Below are 12671 nucleotides of genomic sequence, written 5' to 3' on the forward strand. Positions count from 1 at the left end.
GACAGACCTTAGATGTCCAGCGTCGTCTGCGTCTCCCAGGCCGAGAAATGGCTGCAATAGTCGTTCCATTCCTTGTGCTTCAGCTTGAGGTAGGCGGCCGAGAACTCGTCCCCCATCATCGCCTTCAGGGTCCGGTCCTTGTCGTACTCCCGAAGCGCATCCAAGAGGTTCAACGGCAGCTTCGGCGCTCCCTTCACCTTGTGCCCGTCCTGGTACATGTCGATGTCGTAGCGCCGCCCCGGGTCCGCCTTCGTCCGCACCCCGTCGATGCCCGCGGCCAGGATCACCGCCTGCATCAGATAGGGGTTCGCCGCACCGTCCGGCAGCCGCAACTCGAACCGCCCCGGCCCCGGCACGCGGACCATGTGGGTCCGGTTGTTCCCGGTCCAGGTCACCGTGTTCGGCGCCCAGGTGGCTCCGCTCGTCGTCCGGGGCGCATTGATCCGCTTGTAGCTGTTCACCGTCGGGTTGGTGATCGCCGCCAGCGCCGAGGCATGCTTCATGATCCCGCCCAGGAAGTGCCGCCCCTGATCGGACAGCCCCAGTTCCTTCTTCGCGTCGGCGAAGGCGTTCTTCTTCCCGTCCAGCGTCCAGACCGAGATATGGGCGTGGCAGCCCGACCCGGTCAGCCCCTTGAACGGCTTCGGCATGAAGGTCGCGCGGAAGCCGTGCTTTTCGGCAATCGACTTGACCATGAACTTGAAGAAGCTGTGCTTGTCCGCCGTCTGCAGGACGTCGTCGTACTTCCAGTTCATCTCGAACTGGCCGATCGCGTCTTCGTGGTCGTTCTGGTAGGCCTCCCAGCCCAATTCCAGCATGTAGTCGCAGATCTCAGAGATGACGTCATAGCGCCGCATCACCGCCTGCTGGTCGTAGCAGGGCTTCTCGGCAGTGTCGTAGACGTCTGACGGCCCCGAGCCGTCAGCGTTCAGGATGAAGAACTCGGGCTCCACGCCCGTCTTGACGCGCAGGCCTTCCTTCGCGGCCTCGGCGATCAGCTTCTCCAGCACGTTGCGGGGGGCCTGGTCGACGAGCTTTTCCTCCATCGTCGCGCGGGCGGCGACCCAGGCGACCTCTTTCTTCCAGGGCAGCTGGATCACAGAATCCGGGTCCGGCACCGCCATCAGGTCGGGGTGCGCGGGCGTGAGGTCCAGCCAGGTCGCAAAGCCCGCGAACCCCGCCCCGTCCACCGCCATGTCGTTGATCGCCTGCGTCGGCACCAGTTTCGCGCGCTGCCCACCGAACAGGTCGGTGTAGGAGATCATGAAATACTTGACGCCCTTGTCCTTGGCCCACTTGGCCAGATCTTTCGCCATCACTGTAACTCCCTGGTCTTTTCTATCGTTGAATGGGAAACGGCGGCCTTACCAGCCGCCGTTCCGTCCCGGTATCCAGTTGGTCCCTGCCAGCGGAACCCCCGCCATCGCCGCCGCCTCGATGGTCAAGGAGCAGAGGTCCTCGGGCTCCAGATTGTGCAGGTGGTTCTTGCCGCAGGCCCGCGCGATGGTCTGCGCCTCCAGCGTCATCACCTTGAGGTAGTTCTTCAGGCGACGACCGCCCAGCACCGGGTCGAAGCGCTTGTAAAGCTCCGGGTCCTGCGTGGTGATCCCGGCCGGGTCGCGGCCCTCGTGCCAGTCGTCATAGGCATCCGCCGTGGTGCCAAGCTTCTGGTATTCCTCTTCCCATTTCGGGTCGTTGTCGCCGAGCGCGATCAACGCCGCTGTCCCGATGGCCACCGCATCCGCGCCCAAGGCCATCGCCTTCGCCACATCCGCACCCGACCGGATACCGCCCGAGACGATCAGCTGTACCTTACGGTGCATGCCCAGATCCTGCAGCGCCTTAACCGCTTGCGGGATGCAAGCGAGGATCGGCATGCCGACATGTTCGATGAACACGTCCTGCGTCGCCGCCGTGCCGCCCTGCATGCCGTCCAGCACCACCACGTCCGCGCCCGCTTTCACCGCAAGCGCCGTGTCATAGTAGGGCCGCGCACCGCCGACCTTGACGTAGATCGGCTTCTCCCAATCGGTGATCTCGCGCAGTTCCATGATCTTGATTTCCAGATCATCCGGCCCGGTCCAGTCCGGATGCCGGCAGGCACTGCGCTGGTCGATCCCCTTGGGCAGGTTCCGCATGTTTGCCACGCGGTCGGAAATCTTCTGGCCCAGCAGCATTCCGCCGCCGCCAGGCTTTGCGCCCTGGCCAACGACCACCTCGATCGCATCACAGCGGCGCAGGTCATCGGGGTTCATCCCGTAACGGCTGGGCAGATACTGATAGACCAGCGTCTTGGAATGGCCGCGCTCTTCCTCGGTCATCCCGCCATCGCCGGTGGTGGTCGAGGTCCCGGCAGCGGTTGCACCGCGGCCCAGCGCTTCCTTGGCCGGCCCCGACAGCGCGCCGAAGGACATCCCGGCGATGGTGATCGGGATGTCCAGATGGATCGGTTTCTTGGCGAAACGGGTGCCAAGCCACACGTCCGTCGCACATTTCTCGCGGTAGCCTTCCAGCGGGTAACGCGAGATCGACGCGCCAAGGAACAGGAGGTCATCGAAATGCGGCAGGTGGCGCTTCGTGCCGCCGCCGCGGATGTCGTAGATGCCAGAGGCAGCCGCGCGGCGGATTTCGGCGTTCACCGCAGGGGTGAAGGTGGCCGAGAAACGGGGCGGGGTACGGGGAAGATCGCTCATTGCTGCCTCAGTACGACGACGCGTTGTCGATGTTGAAATTATAGAGTTTGCGGGCGCTGCCGTAACGGCGGAATTCCTCGGGCTTGGCCTTGTGGTCGGCCTCACCCCGCCGCAGCAGCTCCTCCAGGATCACGTAGTGTTCGTCCCGCATTTCTTTCTCGATGCAGTCAGCCCCCAGCGATTTTACCGTGCCACGTACGAACAGCCGCGCTTCATAGAGCGAGTCGCCCAGCGCATCCCCGGCATCGCCCAACACGACAAGGTTCCCGGACTGCGCCATGAAGGCCGACATGTGGCCGATGGAGCCGTGGACGACGATGTCGATGCCCTTCATCGACACACCGCAGCGGGACGAGGCATTGCCCTTGATGACCAAGAGCCCGCCGCGGCCCGTGGCCCCGGCATACTGGCTGGCATTGCCGTCGATGATGACGGTGCCCGACATCATGTTTTCCGCCACACCCGGCCCCGCCGAGCCCTTGATCCGGATCGTCGCCTGCTTGTTCATGCCAGCGCAGTAATAGCCCGTGGACCCGCGCACCGTGATATCCACCGGCGCGTCCACCCCGGCAGCAATCGCATGCGCGCCTTTCGGGTTGATGACTTCCCAGGCCGTCATGTTGGTCTGGCCCTTCAGGGCGTGAAGCGAGGAGTTCAGCGCCCGCAGGCCCTCTTTCCCCAGGTCGAAGGTCTGCATTCTCTCAACGCTCCCAGAAGTACACAGTTGCGGGTTCCGGCTCCCAGACGCGGGCGTCCTCGATGCCCGGCAGGTTCACCAGCGCCCGGTATTCCGACCCGAAGGCGACGTACTGATCGGTCTCGGCCATGACGGCCGGTTTGCAGGCGATCGGGTCGCGGACGACGCCAAAGCCGTTCTTGGTGCCGACGACGAAGGTGAAGAAGCCGTCGAGGTCGGTCAGCGTCGCCTCCAGCGCATTGCCCAGCGTCTCACCCGTTTGCAGCTTGTGGCTGATGAAGGCCGCGCCGACCTCAGTGTCGTTCTCGGTCTCGAAGGTCATGCCAAGGCGCTTCAGCTCGCGCCGGACGCCGTTGTGGTTGGAAAGGGAGCCGTTGTGCACCAGGCACTGGTCGGACCCGGTGGAGAACGGGTGCGCGCCCATCGTCGTCACCGCGGATTCGGTCGCCATGCGGGTATGCCCGATGCCGTGGGTGCCCTTCATCTTCGACACTTCAAAGCGGGCGGCCACGTCCTTGGGCAAGCCCACTTCCTTGAAGATCTCGATGGAATCCCCGGCGCTCATGACCTTCACGCCCGGGCGCAGATGGGCCAAGGCGGAACGGGCGGCGTCCAACTGTGCCAGCGGCACCTCCAGCACGGCATGGGTCGACTTGACCAGCATCGTCACCGGCTGGCCGATGGCGTCATGCAGATCGCCGTCCAGGTCCTTGAAGTCCTTGTCGGGGTTGGCTGACTGGATCGTCAGCTTGCCCAATCCATCCTTCGCCCCGCTGTAGATCGCGATGCCCGCGCTGTCCGGCCCGCGGTCAGTCATGGTGATCAGCATGTCTGTCAGCATGGCCCCCAGCTTCGGCTCCAGCTTCGGGTCCTTCAGGAACAGCCCAACGATGCCGCACATGGATTCGCCTCCTTCTCGTCGTTGCAGCTACGCTAGCACCGGGCTTTCGCTCTATCAACTGGGGAGAAACATTTTTCACCTGTCGGGAAAATCGCTGCTTAATATGCAGGCATCTGCGGTTTTTCTTGACAGATTGTCGCAGGTGGCTTTCCCTAAGGAAAACAAATTTGCCGTGCAGGGAAAGCGTCGGGGCCGCGTTGCACGGGTCACATAAGAGCCCAAGGGAGGGAACTGTGGGAGACCTTAATCAGCGGATTGAGGCGATGCACAAACGCGACGTGCTGGTGGCATGGGCGTTCGTGATCGGCCTCTGGTTTGCCGTGATCTTCGTTGCCTGGGCAACATGGGGACTGGCCCCGCCCGAGGCGCCCGGTGCCAGGACGCTTCTACTGATCGGCGGCGCCATCGTCCTGATCTTCAACACCGCCGCGATCCTCGCGATGCTGCGGCATTACCGCGAGGACCGCGACTTCATGTACGGCCTCGACATCAAGTTCCTCGACGAAGCCCGAGGGCTGAAGAGTGGGGGGAGGAAGTGATGGCGCACTATGAACCTCCGAAGCAAGGCAAGGCGAGCCAGCTGTTCGACGTGATCGTGCTGGTCGTCCTGACCGTCGGCGCGCTGTTCGTGCCCTTATGGCTTGGGATGGCGGGCGCGGCGAAGTCCGTTGCGACGCCGGTCACCAACCCCACCTGGGAGACGCTCGGCCAGACCGAGGCGCAATCGGCCAAGTACGAGGCGCTCGGCTACACGCCCGAAAGCGCGCATGACTTGATCCTCGCGCGGTTCGACTACAGCTTCTCGGTCACTGCGCTGCTGACGATGATCGCGGTCATCCTTCTGTACTACTTCCTGATCCTGCGGTTTTCCGAAGTGGAATACCGCGAGGTCATTTCAGAAAAATTCGGGGAGTAAGCCGCCATGGATCTGTGGAACTGGCTTGAATACGGCGCCTGGGGGCTTTCTGCCCTGTTCGGGCTGCACATGCTGGTCGACTGGCTGAAGACCGACTCGACCTATTCGGAAGATGTCCTCACCTCCTCGCGCGAAGGCGAGCTTGAGGCGATGGCCGAAGAGCACAAGGTGAAATCATGACCCAGGTTGATATCACCTCGCAAACGATGGACGGCATGGGGCCGCATGGCACCAAGGTCGGCCTTCTCCGCGTCCTTGGCCCGGCCCATGTCTGGGCCCTGGGCGTCGGCATCGTTCTGGTCGGCGAATACATGGGCTGGAACTTCGCCGTCGGCAAAGGTGGGGCCTATGCGGCGCTGATCGCCTGCTGGTTCGCGGGCATCCTTTATTCCTGCGTCGCAATGATCGACTCGGAGGTCACCTCGACCGTCGCCTCGGCCGGGGGCCAGTACACCCAGGCCAAGCACATCATCGGCCCGCTGATGGCCTTCAACGTCGGCCTCTACCTCGTCTTCGCCTACACCATGCTGGAAGCCGCCAATGCGATCACGGCAGGCTATCTCTTCTCGGTCGTGGCGGCGATGACCGGGCACGAAGGCGCGCTGGACCAGCGGCCGTTCATCATCCTGGTCATCATGTTCCTGGCCTGGCTGAACTACCGCGGGGTCCTTGCGACGCTGACCTTCAACCTGGTCATTACCGCCATCGCCTTCCTCGCCATCATCGTCCTGTTCCTGTCCACCTCTGGCATCCTCGGGGCTGGGATCATGGAGCATGCGGCGCTGTTCGAGGGCCATGAGCTGCCATACGGCTGGATCGGCGTCCTCGCCGCCATGCACTTCGGCCTCTGGTACTACCTTGGGATCGAGGGCACCACGCAAGCCGCCGAGGAAGTCCGCTCCCCCGCCCGCGCTCTGCCGTTCGGTACGCTGGCCGGGATCATGACCCTCCTCATCGCCGCGACCCTCACCTGGTACGTCTGCTCGGGCGTCCTGCCGTGGGAGTACCTGGGCGATGGCGTCAACGGCTCGGTGGCGCCGCTCTTCGACACGGCGCGTCTGTCGGGCTCCACCGCCCTCGTCTGGCTTCTGGGCTTCGGCACCCTCTTCGCCACGCTCGCCAGCGCCAACGGCTGCATCAACGACGCCTCGCGGGCCTGGTTCGCCATGGGCCGCGACAAGTACCTGCCCGGCTGGTTCGGCGCGGTTCACCCGAAGTACCGCACCCCCTACCGGTCGATCGTCTTCCTCGTCCCCATCGCGCTGATCTTCGCCCTTGGCGCCCCGCTCGACCAGGTGATCACCTTCTCGATCCTCTCGGGCCTTCTGGGCTATACCTTCATGCCGCTCAACATCATCCTCTTCCGGCGCAAGTGGCCGTTGGAGACGATCAAGCGCGGCTATGAACACCCGTTCCACCCGATCCCCGCGATCACGCTGCTGACCTTGTGCGGTGTGACCTTCTTCGCGGTGTTCCTGGGCTACGGGACCCAGCTGGTGGCGATGATCGGTTTCTATATCGTGGTGTCGCTCTGGTTCCACTTCTGGCGGTATCGCTTCGTGAACCGGGGGGCGCAGTTCACCATGCCCTGGCCGAAACCCCGGGGCTACTAAGGCACATGGCCCGCGCCTCGAAAGCGCGGGCCTTTTCCCATGTCCCCACTTGTCCCCCTCGGCCTCGCCCTCGCCGCCCTTGGCCTCTGGCTCGCCCTCCGCCTGATCCGCGAAACCCGCGCCCGCACGGCCGCCCGCGCGAGCTATTTCGACGCGGTGAAACCCCTCTTCGACGGCGGCGAAACCCGCGTCCAACCGACCGGCTTCCCCCGCATGACCGGCCGCCGCGCTGGCCTCGCCTTCGACCTGCAGGCCGTCCCCGACACCCTGACCTTCCGCAAGCTCCCCGCGCTTTGGGTCCTGGTCACCCTGCCCGAACCCTTGCCGCTGGACGCCTCACTCAACCTCATGGCACGGCCATCGGGCAACGAACCCTTCACGAAGTTCGCCACCCTGCCCCAGTCGCTGCCCACTCCGCCCGAGCTGCCGAAGGACATCGCCATTCGCAGCGACGACGCGACCCGCATTCCGCCGCCCGATCTGATCGCTCGCCATGCCGATCTGTTCCAGGACCCGCGCGTCAAGGAGCTGGTCCTCTCCCCCAAGGGCCTCCGCATCGTGATCCTGGCCGAGGAAGCGGACCGTGGCCGGTTCCTGATCTTCCGTGAGGCCGAGATGGGTCGCGCGCCACTGCCGCCTGCGCGGCTGGAGCCGCTGCTCGACAGGCTCGCCGCGATCCGACAGGATGTGCTGGCGCTCAAGGACCCCGCATGAAGAAGCCGCTGAACCCTTACCTTATCCTTGCCGTCGCGATCCTCCTTCCGGGAGTCGGCCAGGTGCTGAACCGCCAACCGGTGCGGGGCCTCATCTTCGTCTGCTTCGCGATCCTCTTGGGTGCCTTCACCCTGAAGACCGCCGCGCCAGAAGTCTCCTTCGTCGGCAAGGTCTCGGGCGGGCTTTTCGTCTGGGCGATGGCGATCCTCGACGCCTACAAGACCGCCCGCATTCGCCACGCGGTGTGGAGCCACGGGAACGCTCCTCGGTGACTTCGTCCCTCGTCGCTGACGTCGGCGAGGAGAAGTCGAAGACGCACGACGAGCCTACCGCCAAAGGTCCCCGAGCATCGCCTTCAGCGCGTCAAGCGCCTCGGCTCCGTCCTCACACCCCGGCCCGACCCTGACCGCCACCGTCGCCGCAAACCCGAAGGCCGCGCGCTTGTCCGGATGGATCGTCACTTCGAACCCCTTCGGCCCCGAGACGACGCTTTCGATGGCATCCTCGGCCCCGAAGGTCTCGTCACTCGCCTCGAACCAGATCGGACCACCGCCCAACGGCTGTCGGAAGAGGACATAACCATCCGCCTCATCTTCGCCCTCGGCGAAGCCTACGAACAGCATGTCCTCGTCTTCGACGACGGACCCGTAGGCCGCCTTCACCGTGATGTCGGCCATGCGCCTAGTACCACTTGGCCACGGGCGGCAGGCTCATCAGCACGGCGTTGGCGTCATGGCCCGTCTCCAGCCCGAACTTCGTTCCCCGGTCGTAGACCAGATTGTATTCGGCATAGAGCCCCCGGTGCTGCAGTTGCGTCTCACGGTCGGCTTCCGTCCAGGGGGTCTGGACCCGGCGTTCAGTGACCGGCAGGAAGGCCGGCAGGAAATGCTCGCCCACGGAGCGGGTGAAGGCAAAGTCCCGATGCCAGTCGCCGGTGTTCAGATCGTCGTAGAAGATCCCGCCCACACCGCGCGCGCGGCCACGGTGGGGGATGAAAAAGTACTCGTCCGCCCAGGCCTTGAACTTGGCATAGTAGTCCGGGTTGTGCGCATCGCAGGCCTTTTGCATCTCGGCATGGAAATGCGCGGTGTCCTCGGGATATTCGATGCAGGGGTTCAGGTCCGACCCGCCGCCGAACCACCAGGCGCCGGGGGTCCAGAACATGCGGGTGTTCATGTGGACGGCAGGCGCATGCGGGTTGACCATGTGGGCGACAAGGGAAATGCCCGAGGCCCAGAACCGCGGGTCCTTGTCCATCCCCGGCACGCCCCGCGCCGCCATCGCCCGCTGCGCCTTTTCGCCCAGTTGGCCGTGCACCTCGGACCAGTTGACGCCCACTTTCTCGAACACCTCGCCGCCGCGCATCACGCTCATGATGCCGCCGCCACCGTCGGCGCGACTGGTCGGCGTCACCTCGAACCGGCCGGGCTTGCCCTTGGCATATTTGTCCTCCAGCCCCTCGAAAGCCGCGACGATCCGGTCGCGCAACGTCCGGAACCAGGTGGCTGCGACGGCGTTGCGACTGTCCGTGGGATCGGTCATGATCGTGTCCTTGAGTGTTGACACTTCTATGCCTAGCACCCGCGCGCACGGCTTTCCACTGTTGAAGGAGGGACCCTTGAAACGACTGGCACTCCTGGCGCTTGGTGCCCTTGCGGCCTGTGGTACACCACAGGAACAGTGCATCAACCGCAACACTCGCGACCTGCGCACCGTGGACCGGCTGATCACTGAAACGCAGGGCAATCTTGACCGCGGCTATGCCTTCGAGACTGTCACGGTCTATGAGGACGAGTGGGTCTACTGCCCGCAAGCGCCGGTCGCCGAGGGCCAGCCCGTGCCGCCACCCCGGCTTTGCCTGGACGAACGTCCCGTGACAGAGAAACGGCCCAAGGCGATTGACCTGAATGAGGAAGCCCGCAAGCTGGACAGCCTGAAGGTCAAGCGGCGCGAGCTGGCGCGGCAGGCAGAAGACGTGATCGCCCAGTGCAAGGCGCAGTATCCGGAATAGGTCTGGGGTCGAAGGGTCAGTGGGCGGGGGCGCTGACCGCATCGAGAAGGCCGCGCCCGCCGTCCACGGTCAGGACCTGCCCGGTGACAAAGGCCGACGCATCGGAGGCCAGGAACTGCACCGCCTCGGCCAGTTCCGCCGGGGCTGCGATACGGCCAAGCGGCGTCGCCTCGGCAATCTGGTCGCGGTATCCCGGGTTTTCCTTCAGGGCGGCCTGCAGGCTTGCGCTCATCACGCTGCCGAAAGCCACCGCGTTCACCCGGATCCCCTTTGGCGCCAGCGCCACGGCAAGCGAGCGCGTCATCTGGTCCATCGCGGCGGCGGCCATGGAATAGGCCAGCAGCTCGGGCCGGGTCGCCTGGGCGGCAATCGAGGACAGGTTGATGATCGAGCCGAGCATCGTGCCCTCCTCGACCTCGGCCCGCTGGGCATGCTGGATCATCCGCTTGGCCGTGATCTGCGAAATGCGCAGGGCCGACAGGACGTTGTGCCGCCACAGCTCCTCGACCCCGTCCGCCTCGGGCGACAGGATGTCGGACACGAAGGTGCGGCGGTTGGCGTTGACCAGGATGTCGACGCGGTCAAAGGCGTCGATGGTGGCGGACAACAGGTTCGCAATGGTCAGCTTTTCCGTCAGGTCGCCGGAAAACATCCGGATCGGCCCTTCGGCGCGGGCTTCCTCGCCAACCTCGGCCTCAAGCTTTGCCTCGTCGACATCGGCAAACATCACGTTCGCGCCCTTGTCGACCAAGTGCCGCGCGATGGCCAGCCCGATGCCCGAGGCCGAGCCGGTGACGATGGCAGTCTTGCCGGAGACGGAGAAGGACATGGCTGGCCTCGTGTCAGGGTTTCGCCCGTCGGGGCTTGATGGCTTGGATCACGCGAAAGCGGCTGTCTCCCGCGACATCCCGGACCTCCAGGAAGCACTCGGCCAGCACCGCATCATAGGGCAGATGGCGGTTCGCCACCAACCAGAGGCTGCCATCCGGGGCAAGCATCCGCCGGGCCGCGCGGATGAAGGCCGCGCCCAGCGCGGGTTCGGCCGTCCGACCGGTGTGGAACGGCGGGTTCATCACCACGGCATCCAGAAGCGTCTCCGGCCGCCAAGCCGTGGCATCGGCCCAGTGGAACCGCGCGCGGGGGTCGGTGATGTTGACCCTGGCGCAGGCCAGCGCGTCGGCCTCGGCCTCGACCAGGTCAAGCCGCTTGACGCTGGGGCGCTGCAGGATCGCGGCGGCCAGGAAGCCCCAGCCCGCCCCCAGATCGGCGATCTTGCCGCCCAGCTTGTCCGGCAGGCTGGCGGCCAGCAGCACCGAACCCGGGTCCGCCCCGTCCGCCGAAAAGACACCGGGCAGCGTCTGGAACCCGTCCACCTGGGCTGGCCGCGCCAGCCAGTCAGAAAGGTCGGGACCGACAGGGAACGAGGCGAGCTTGCCATGCGCCTTCGACAGGCTGTCCGACAGATCGACCCGCCCGCGCAGGTCTTTCAGCGCCGTGTCGATCCCGTCGGTCTTCTGGCCATCGACCGCAACCCAACCACCGGGCCCCACTTCCGCCGCCGCCCGTGCGATCAGCGCCCGCGCCGCCTCACGGGACCGGGGCAGGCACACGATGGCCGCAGCGTAGGGCGCCGCCGGAGTGACGGAATAGAGCACCGCGAAGTGATCATGATCCGGCTTGAAGCCGGTCAGCGCCACCACGCGATCACGGGGCAAGGCGGACAGGTCGTCGCCGAGCCTCGGGCCATAGACCGCGATCCGACCCTCGGTCGGCAGCGACAACGCGCCGGTTTCCAGCGCCATGGACAGTCTTGCGGATCGCATGGGCGGGGGCCTCAGGCCCCCCGGTCCCTTCTGTAAGGCTGCACGATCATTCCTTTTCCATCGTGCATTGCAGGGGATGCTGGTGGCGGCGGGCGAAATCCATCACCTGGGCCACCTTGGTCTCGGCCACCTCAAAGCTGAACACCCCGACTACGGCAAGGCCCTTCTTGTGTACGGTCAGCATGATCTCGAACGCCTGGGCGTGGTTCAGGCCGAAGAAGCGTTCCAGCACATGCACGACAAACTCCATCGGGGTGTAGTCGTCGTTCAAGAGCAAGACCTTGTACAGCGGCGGGCGCTGGGTCTTTGTCTTCGGCTTGGTCAGGATCGAGGTGTCATTCCCCGGGCCCTCCGGCTTGTCCGACATGGAAAATGGGCGGATAGGCACGGGACGCGGGCTCCGGCTTCAGGATTCGGGGTTGCAACTGACATGCGAAATATAGCCTCTTTTGCCGCAGGGAAAAGGGGCGGCCATGCTGACCACGATTGGCTTCGACGCGGATGACACGCTTTGGCAGAACGAAACCTACTTTCGCCTGACGCAAGAGCGGTTCCTGCAGGTGCTGGTCGACCATGCCGAGCCGGTCCAGCTCCGGGAACGGCTGGAGGCAGCCGAGCGGCGGAACCTGTCCTATTATGGCTTTGGCGTCAAAGGCTTCACCCTGTCGATGATCGAGACCGCGGTCGAGGTGACCGAGGGGCGCGTCCCGGCATCCGTGATCGGTGATCTGATCGCGATGGGCCGCGACCTCTTGGAACACCCGATGGAGTTATTGCCGCACGCCCGCTCGACCGTGACGGCGCTGTCGGTCGAGTTCCGGCTGGTCCTGATCACCAAGGGCGACCTGCTGCATCAGGAACGCAAGCTGGCGCAGTCCGGTCTGGGCGATCTGTTCCACGGGGTCGAAATCGTCTCGGACAAGACCGAGGCGACCTATCGCACGGCCTTTGCCCGCCACGGCACCGGCGCGGATCAGGCGATGATGGTCGGTAACTCATTGAAGTCGGACGTCATTCCTGCCCTTCAGGCGGGCGCATGGGGTGTCCATGTTCCACACGATCTGGAATGGGCCTATGAGGCGGCCGATGCGCCCGCAGGGCATCGGCGATTCCATTTGCTGAAGGATCTTGGCGATCTGCCCGCCCTGGTCGATCAGCTGCGTCCATGACCCCACAATTAGATGCGCCCGGCGAGATCGACCCAAGATATTGCAGTCGCGCCGGGAACTGAAGCATAGCGGCAACTACATCAACTGCGGCCTGAAACCCGTTGGATTTTTTGGGTTTTCCGAACAGGGAACCT

General features: G+C 64.8%; 17 protein-coding genes. 8 read left to right on the plus strand and 9 right to left on the minus strand.

What is annotated here, in order from left to right; genetic code table 11:
• Window positions 1–8: 8 nt before the first annotated feature.
• The 4 genes from glnT to AC2EAL_RS01150 are packed head-to-tail and all read right to left on the minus strand — an operon-like array spanning window position 9 to window position 4291.
• On the minus strand, window positions 9–1316 hold the full coding sequence (glnT, locus tag AC2EAL_RS01135; RefSeq protein ID WP_484722335.1) for a type III glutamate--ammonia ligase: 1308 nt from the start codon (window positions 1314–1316) through the stop codon (window positions 9–11).
• A 48-nt stretch (window positions 1317–1364) separates the two neighbouring features.
• Window positions 1365–2693 (minus strand): FMN-binding glutamate synthase family protein, encoded by a 1329-nt coding sequence (locus AC2EAL_RS01140; RefSeq protein WP_484722336.1) that lies wholly within the window; start codon window positions 2691–2693, stop codon window positions 1365–1367.
• Window positions 2694–2700: 7 nt separating this feature from the next.
• Window positions 2701–3390 carry a protein GlxC gene (locus AC2EAL_RS01145; RefSeq protein ID WP_484722337.1) on the minus strand — a complete coding sequence of 230 codons (690 nt, stop codon included), beginning with the start codon at window positions 3388–3390 and terminating at the stop codon, window positions 2701–2703.
• A gap of 4 nt (window positions 3391–3394) precedes the next feature.
• Window positions 3395–4291 (minus strand): class II glutamine amidotransferase, encoded by an 897-nt coding sequence (locus tag AC2EAL_RS01150; protein WP_484722338.1) that lies wholly within the window; start codon window positions 4289–4291, stop codon window positions 3395–3397.
• A gap of 233 nt (window positions 4292–4524) precedes the next feature.
• Between AC2EAL_RS01150 and AC2EAL_RS01155 the strand changes: the two genes are divergently transcribed.
• From AC2EAL_RS01155 to AC2EAL_RS01180, 6 genes are read left to right on the plus strand one after another with little or no spacing between them, the layout of a single operon-like run.
• A complete protein-coding gene (locus AC2EAL_RS01155; protein WP_484722339.1) occupies window positions 4525–4830 on the plus strand; it encodes a hypothetical protein in 306 nt (101 codons plus the stop codon).
• Window positions 4830–5207: a hypothetical protein gene (locus AC2EAL_RS01160; RefSeq protein WP_484722340.1), complete on the plus strand. Its 378-nt coding sequence runs from the start codon at window positions 4830–4832 to the stop codon at window positions 5205–5207. The genes AC2EAL_RS01155 and AC2EAL_RS01160 overlap by 1 nt, the downstream gene beginning before the upstream one ends.
• A 6-nt stretch (window positions 5208–5213) precedes the next feature.
• Window positions 5214–5387, plus strand: coding sequence for a hypothetical protein (locus tag AC2EAL_RS01165; RefSeq protein ID WP_484722341.1), 174 nt, complete (start codon window positions 5214–5216; stop codon window positions 5385–5387).
• Entirely contained in the window at window positions 5384–6820 is a 1437-nt protein-coding gene (locus tag AC2EAL_RS01170) for an APC family permease (RefSeq protein ID WP_484722342.1), read from the plus strand. The genes AC2EAL_RS01165 and AC2EAL_RS01170 overlap by 4 nt, the downstream gene beginning before the upstream one ends.
• Before the next feature lie 39 nt (window positions 6821–6859).
• Complete coding sequence (locus tag AC2EAL_RS01175) at window positions 6860–7534, plus strand: hypothetical protein (protein WP_484722343.1); 675 nt, start codon at window positions 6860–6862, stop codon at window positions 7532–7534.
• Window positions 7531–7806 (plus strand): hypothetical protein, encoded by a 276-nt coding sequence (locus tag AC2EAL_RS01180; RefSeq protein ID WP_484722344.1) that lies wholly within the window; start codon window positions 7531–7533, stop codon window positions 7804–7806. Before AC2EAL_RS01175 ends, AC2EAL_RS01180 begins: the two co-directional genes overlap by 4 nt.
• Window positions 7807–7860: 54 nt before the next feature.
• Here the strand turns inward: AC2EAL_RS01180 and AC2EAL_RS01185 are convergent, their stop codons facing one another.
• Window positions 7861–8211 (minus strand): hypothetical protein, encoded by a 351-nt coding sequence (locus AC2EAL_RS01185; protein WP_484722345.1) that lies wholly within the window; start codon window positions 8209–8211, stop codon window positions 7861–7863.
• A gap of 4 nt (window positions 8212–8215) precedes the next feature.
• Complete coding sequence (gene hemF, locus AC2EAL_RS01190) at window positions 8216–9076, minus strand: oxygen-dependent coproporphyrinogen oxidase (RefSeq protein WP_484722346.1); 861 nt, start codon at window positions 9074–9076, stop codon at window positions 8216–8218.
• 76 nt (window positions 9077–9152) lie between these two features.
• On the opposite strand from hemF, the gene AC2EAL_RS01195 reads away from it, so the two are divergent.
• Window positions 9153–9545, plus strand: coding sequence for a hypothetical protein (locus AC2EAL_RS01195; protein ID WP_484722347.1), 393 nt, complete (start codon window positions 9153–9155; stop codon window positions 9543–9545).
• Between the two features lie 16 nt (window positions 9546–9561).
• On the opposite strand, the gene AC2EAL_RS01200 is transcribed toward AC2EAL_RS01195, so the two are convergent.
• From AC2EAL_RS01200 to clpS, 3 genes are read right to left on the minus strand one after another with little or no spacing between them, the layout of a single operon-like run.
• Window positions 9562–10374, minus strand: a complete 813-nt coding sequence (locus tag AC2EAL_RS01200) for an SDR family NAD(P)-dependent oxidoreductase (RefSeq protein ID WP_484722348.1) — start codon at window positions 10372–10374, stop codon at window positions 9562–9564.
• Between the two features lie 13 nt (window positions 10375–10387).
• Entirely contained in the window at window positions 10388–11368 is a 981-nt protein-coding gene (locus AC2EAL_RS01205; protein WP_484722349.1) for a class I SAM-dependent methyltransferase, read from the minus strand.
• Window positions 11369–11414: 46 nt separating this feature from the next.
• Window positions 11415–11735, minus strand: coding sequence for an ATP-dependent Clp protease adapter ClpS (gene clpS / locus AC2EAL_RS01210; RefSeq protein ID WP_484722350.1), 321 nt, complete (start codon window positions 11733–11735; stop codon window positions 11415–11417).
• 106 nt (window positions 11736–11841) lie between these two features.
• Here clpS and AC2EAL_RS01215 point away from each other — a divergent pair, with 106 nt between their 5' ends.
• Window positions 11842–12537: an HAD family hydrolase gene (locus AC2EAL_RS01215; protein ID WP_484722351.1), complete on the plus strand. Its 696-nt coding sequence runs from the start codon at window positions 11842–11844 to the stop codon at window positions 12535–12537.
• The last annotated feature ends 134 nt before the right edge of the window (window positions 12538–12671 follow it).

It is taken from the genome of Tabrizicola sp. T74 (assembly GCF_057219935.1).

Coding starts and splice junctions, on each gene's coding strand:
- glnT (WP_484722335.1), bottom strand. CDS start 1,316: ATGGCGAAAGATCTGGCCAAGTGGGCCAAGGACAAGGGCGTCAAGTAT.
- AC2EAL_RS01140 (WP_484722336.1), bottom strand. CDS start 2,693: ATGAGCGATCTTCCCCGTACCCCGCCCCGTTTCTCGGCCACCTTCACC.
- AC2EAL_RS01145 (WP_484722337.1), bottom strand. CDS start 3,390: ATGCAGACCTTCGACCTGGGGAAAGAGGGCCTGCGGGCGCTGAACTCC.
- AC2EAL_RS01150 (WP_484722338.1), bottom strand. CDS start 4,291: ATGTGCGGCATCGTTGGGCTGTTCCTGAAGGACCCGAAGCTGGAGCCG.
- AC2EAL_RS01160 (WP_484722340.1), top strand. CDS start 4,830: ATGGCGCACTATGAACCTCCGAAGCAAGGCAAGGCGAGCCAGCTGTTC.
- AC2EAL_RS01165 (WP_484722341.1), top strand. CDS start 5,214: ATGGATCTGTGGAACTGGCTTGAATACGGCGCCTGGGGGCTTTCTGCC.
- AC2EAL_RS01170 (WP_484722342.1), top strand. CDS start 5,384: ATGACCCAGGTTGATATCACCTCGCAAACGATGGACGGCATGGGGCCG.
- AC2EAL_RS01175 (WP_484722343.1), top strand. CDS start 6,860: ATGTCCCCACTTGTCCCCCTCGGCCTCGCCCTCGCCGCCCTTGGCCTC.
- AC2EAL_RS01180 (WP_484722344.1), top strand. CDS start 7,531: ATGAAGAAGCCGCTGAACCCTTACCTTATCCTTGCCGTCGCGATCCTC.
- AC2EAL_RS01185 (WP_484722345.1), bottom strand. CDS start 8,211: ATGGCCGACATCACGGTGAAGGCGGCCTACGGGTCCGTCGTCGAAGAC.
- hemF (WP_484722346.1), bottom strand. CDS start 9,076: ATGACCGATCCCACGGACAGTCGCAACGCCGTCGCAGCCACCTGGTTC.
- AC2EAL_RS01200 (WP_484722348.1), bottom strand. CDS start 10,374: ATGTCCTTCTCCGTCTCCGGCAAGACTGCCATCGTCACCGGCTCGGCC.
- AC2EAL_RS01205 (WP_484722349.1), bottom strand. CDS start 11,368: ATGCGATCCGCAAGACTGTCCATGGCGCTGGAAACCGGCGCGTTGTCG.
- clpS (WP_484722350.1), bottom strand. CDS start 11,735: ATGTCGGACAAGCCGGAGGGCCCGGGGAATGACACCTCGATCCTGACC.
- AC2EAL_RS01215 (WP_484722351.1), top strand. CDS start 11,842: ATGCTGACCACGATTGGCTTCGACGCGGATGACACGCTTTGGCAGAAC.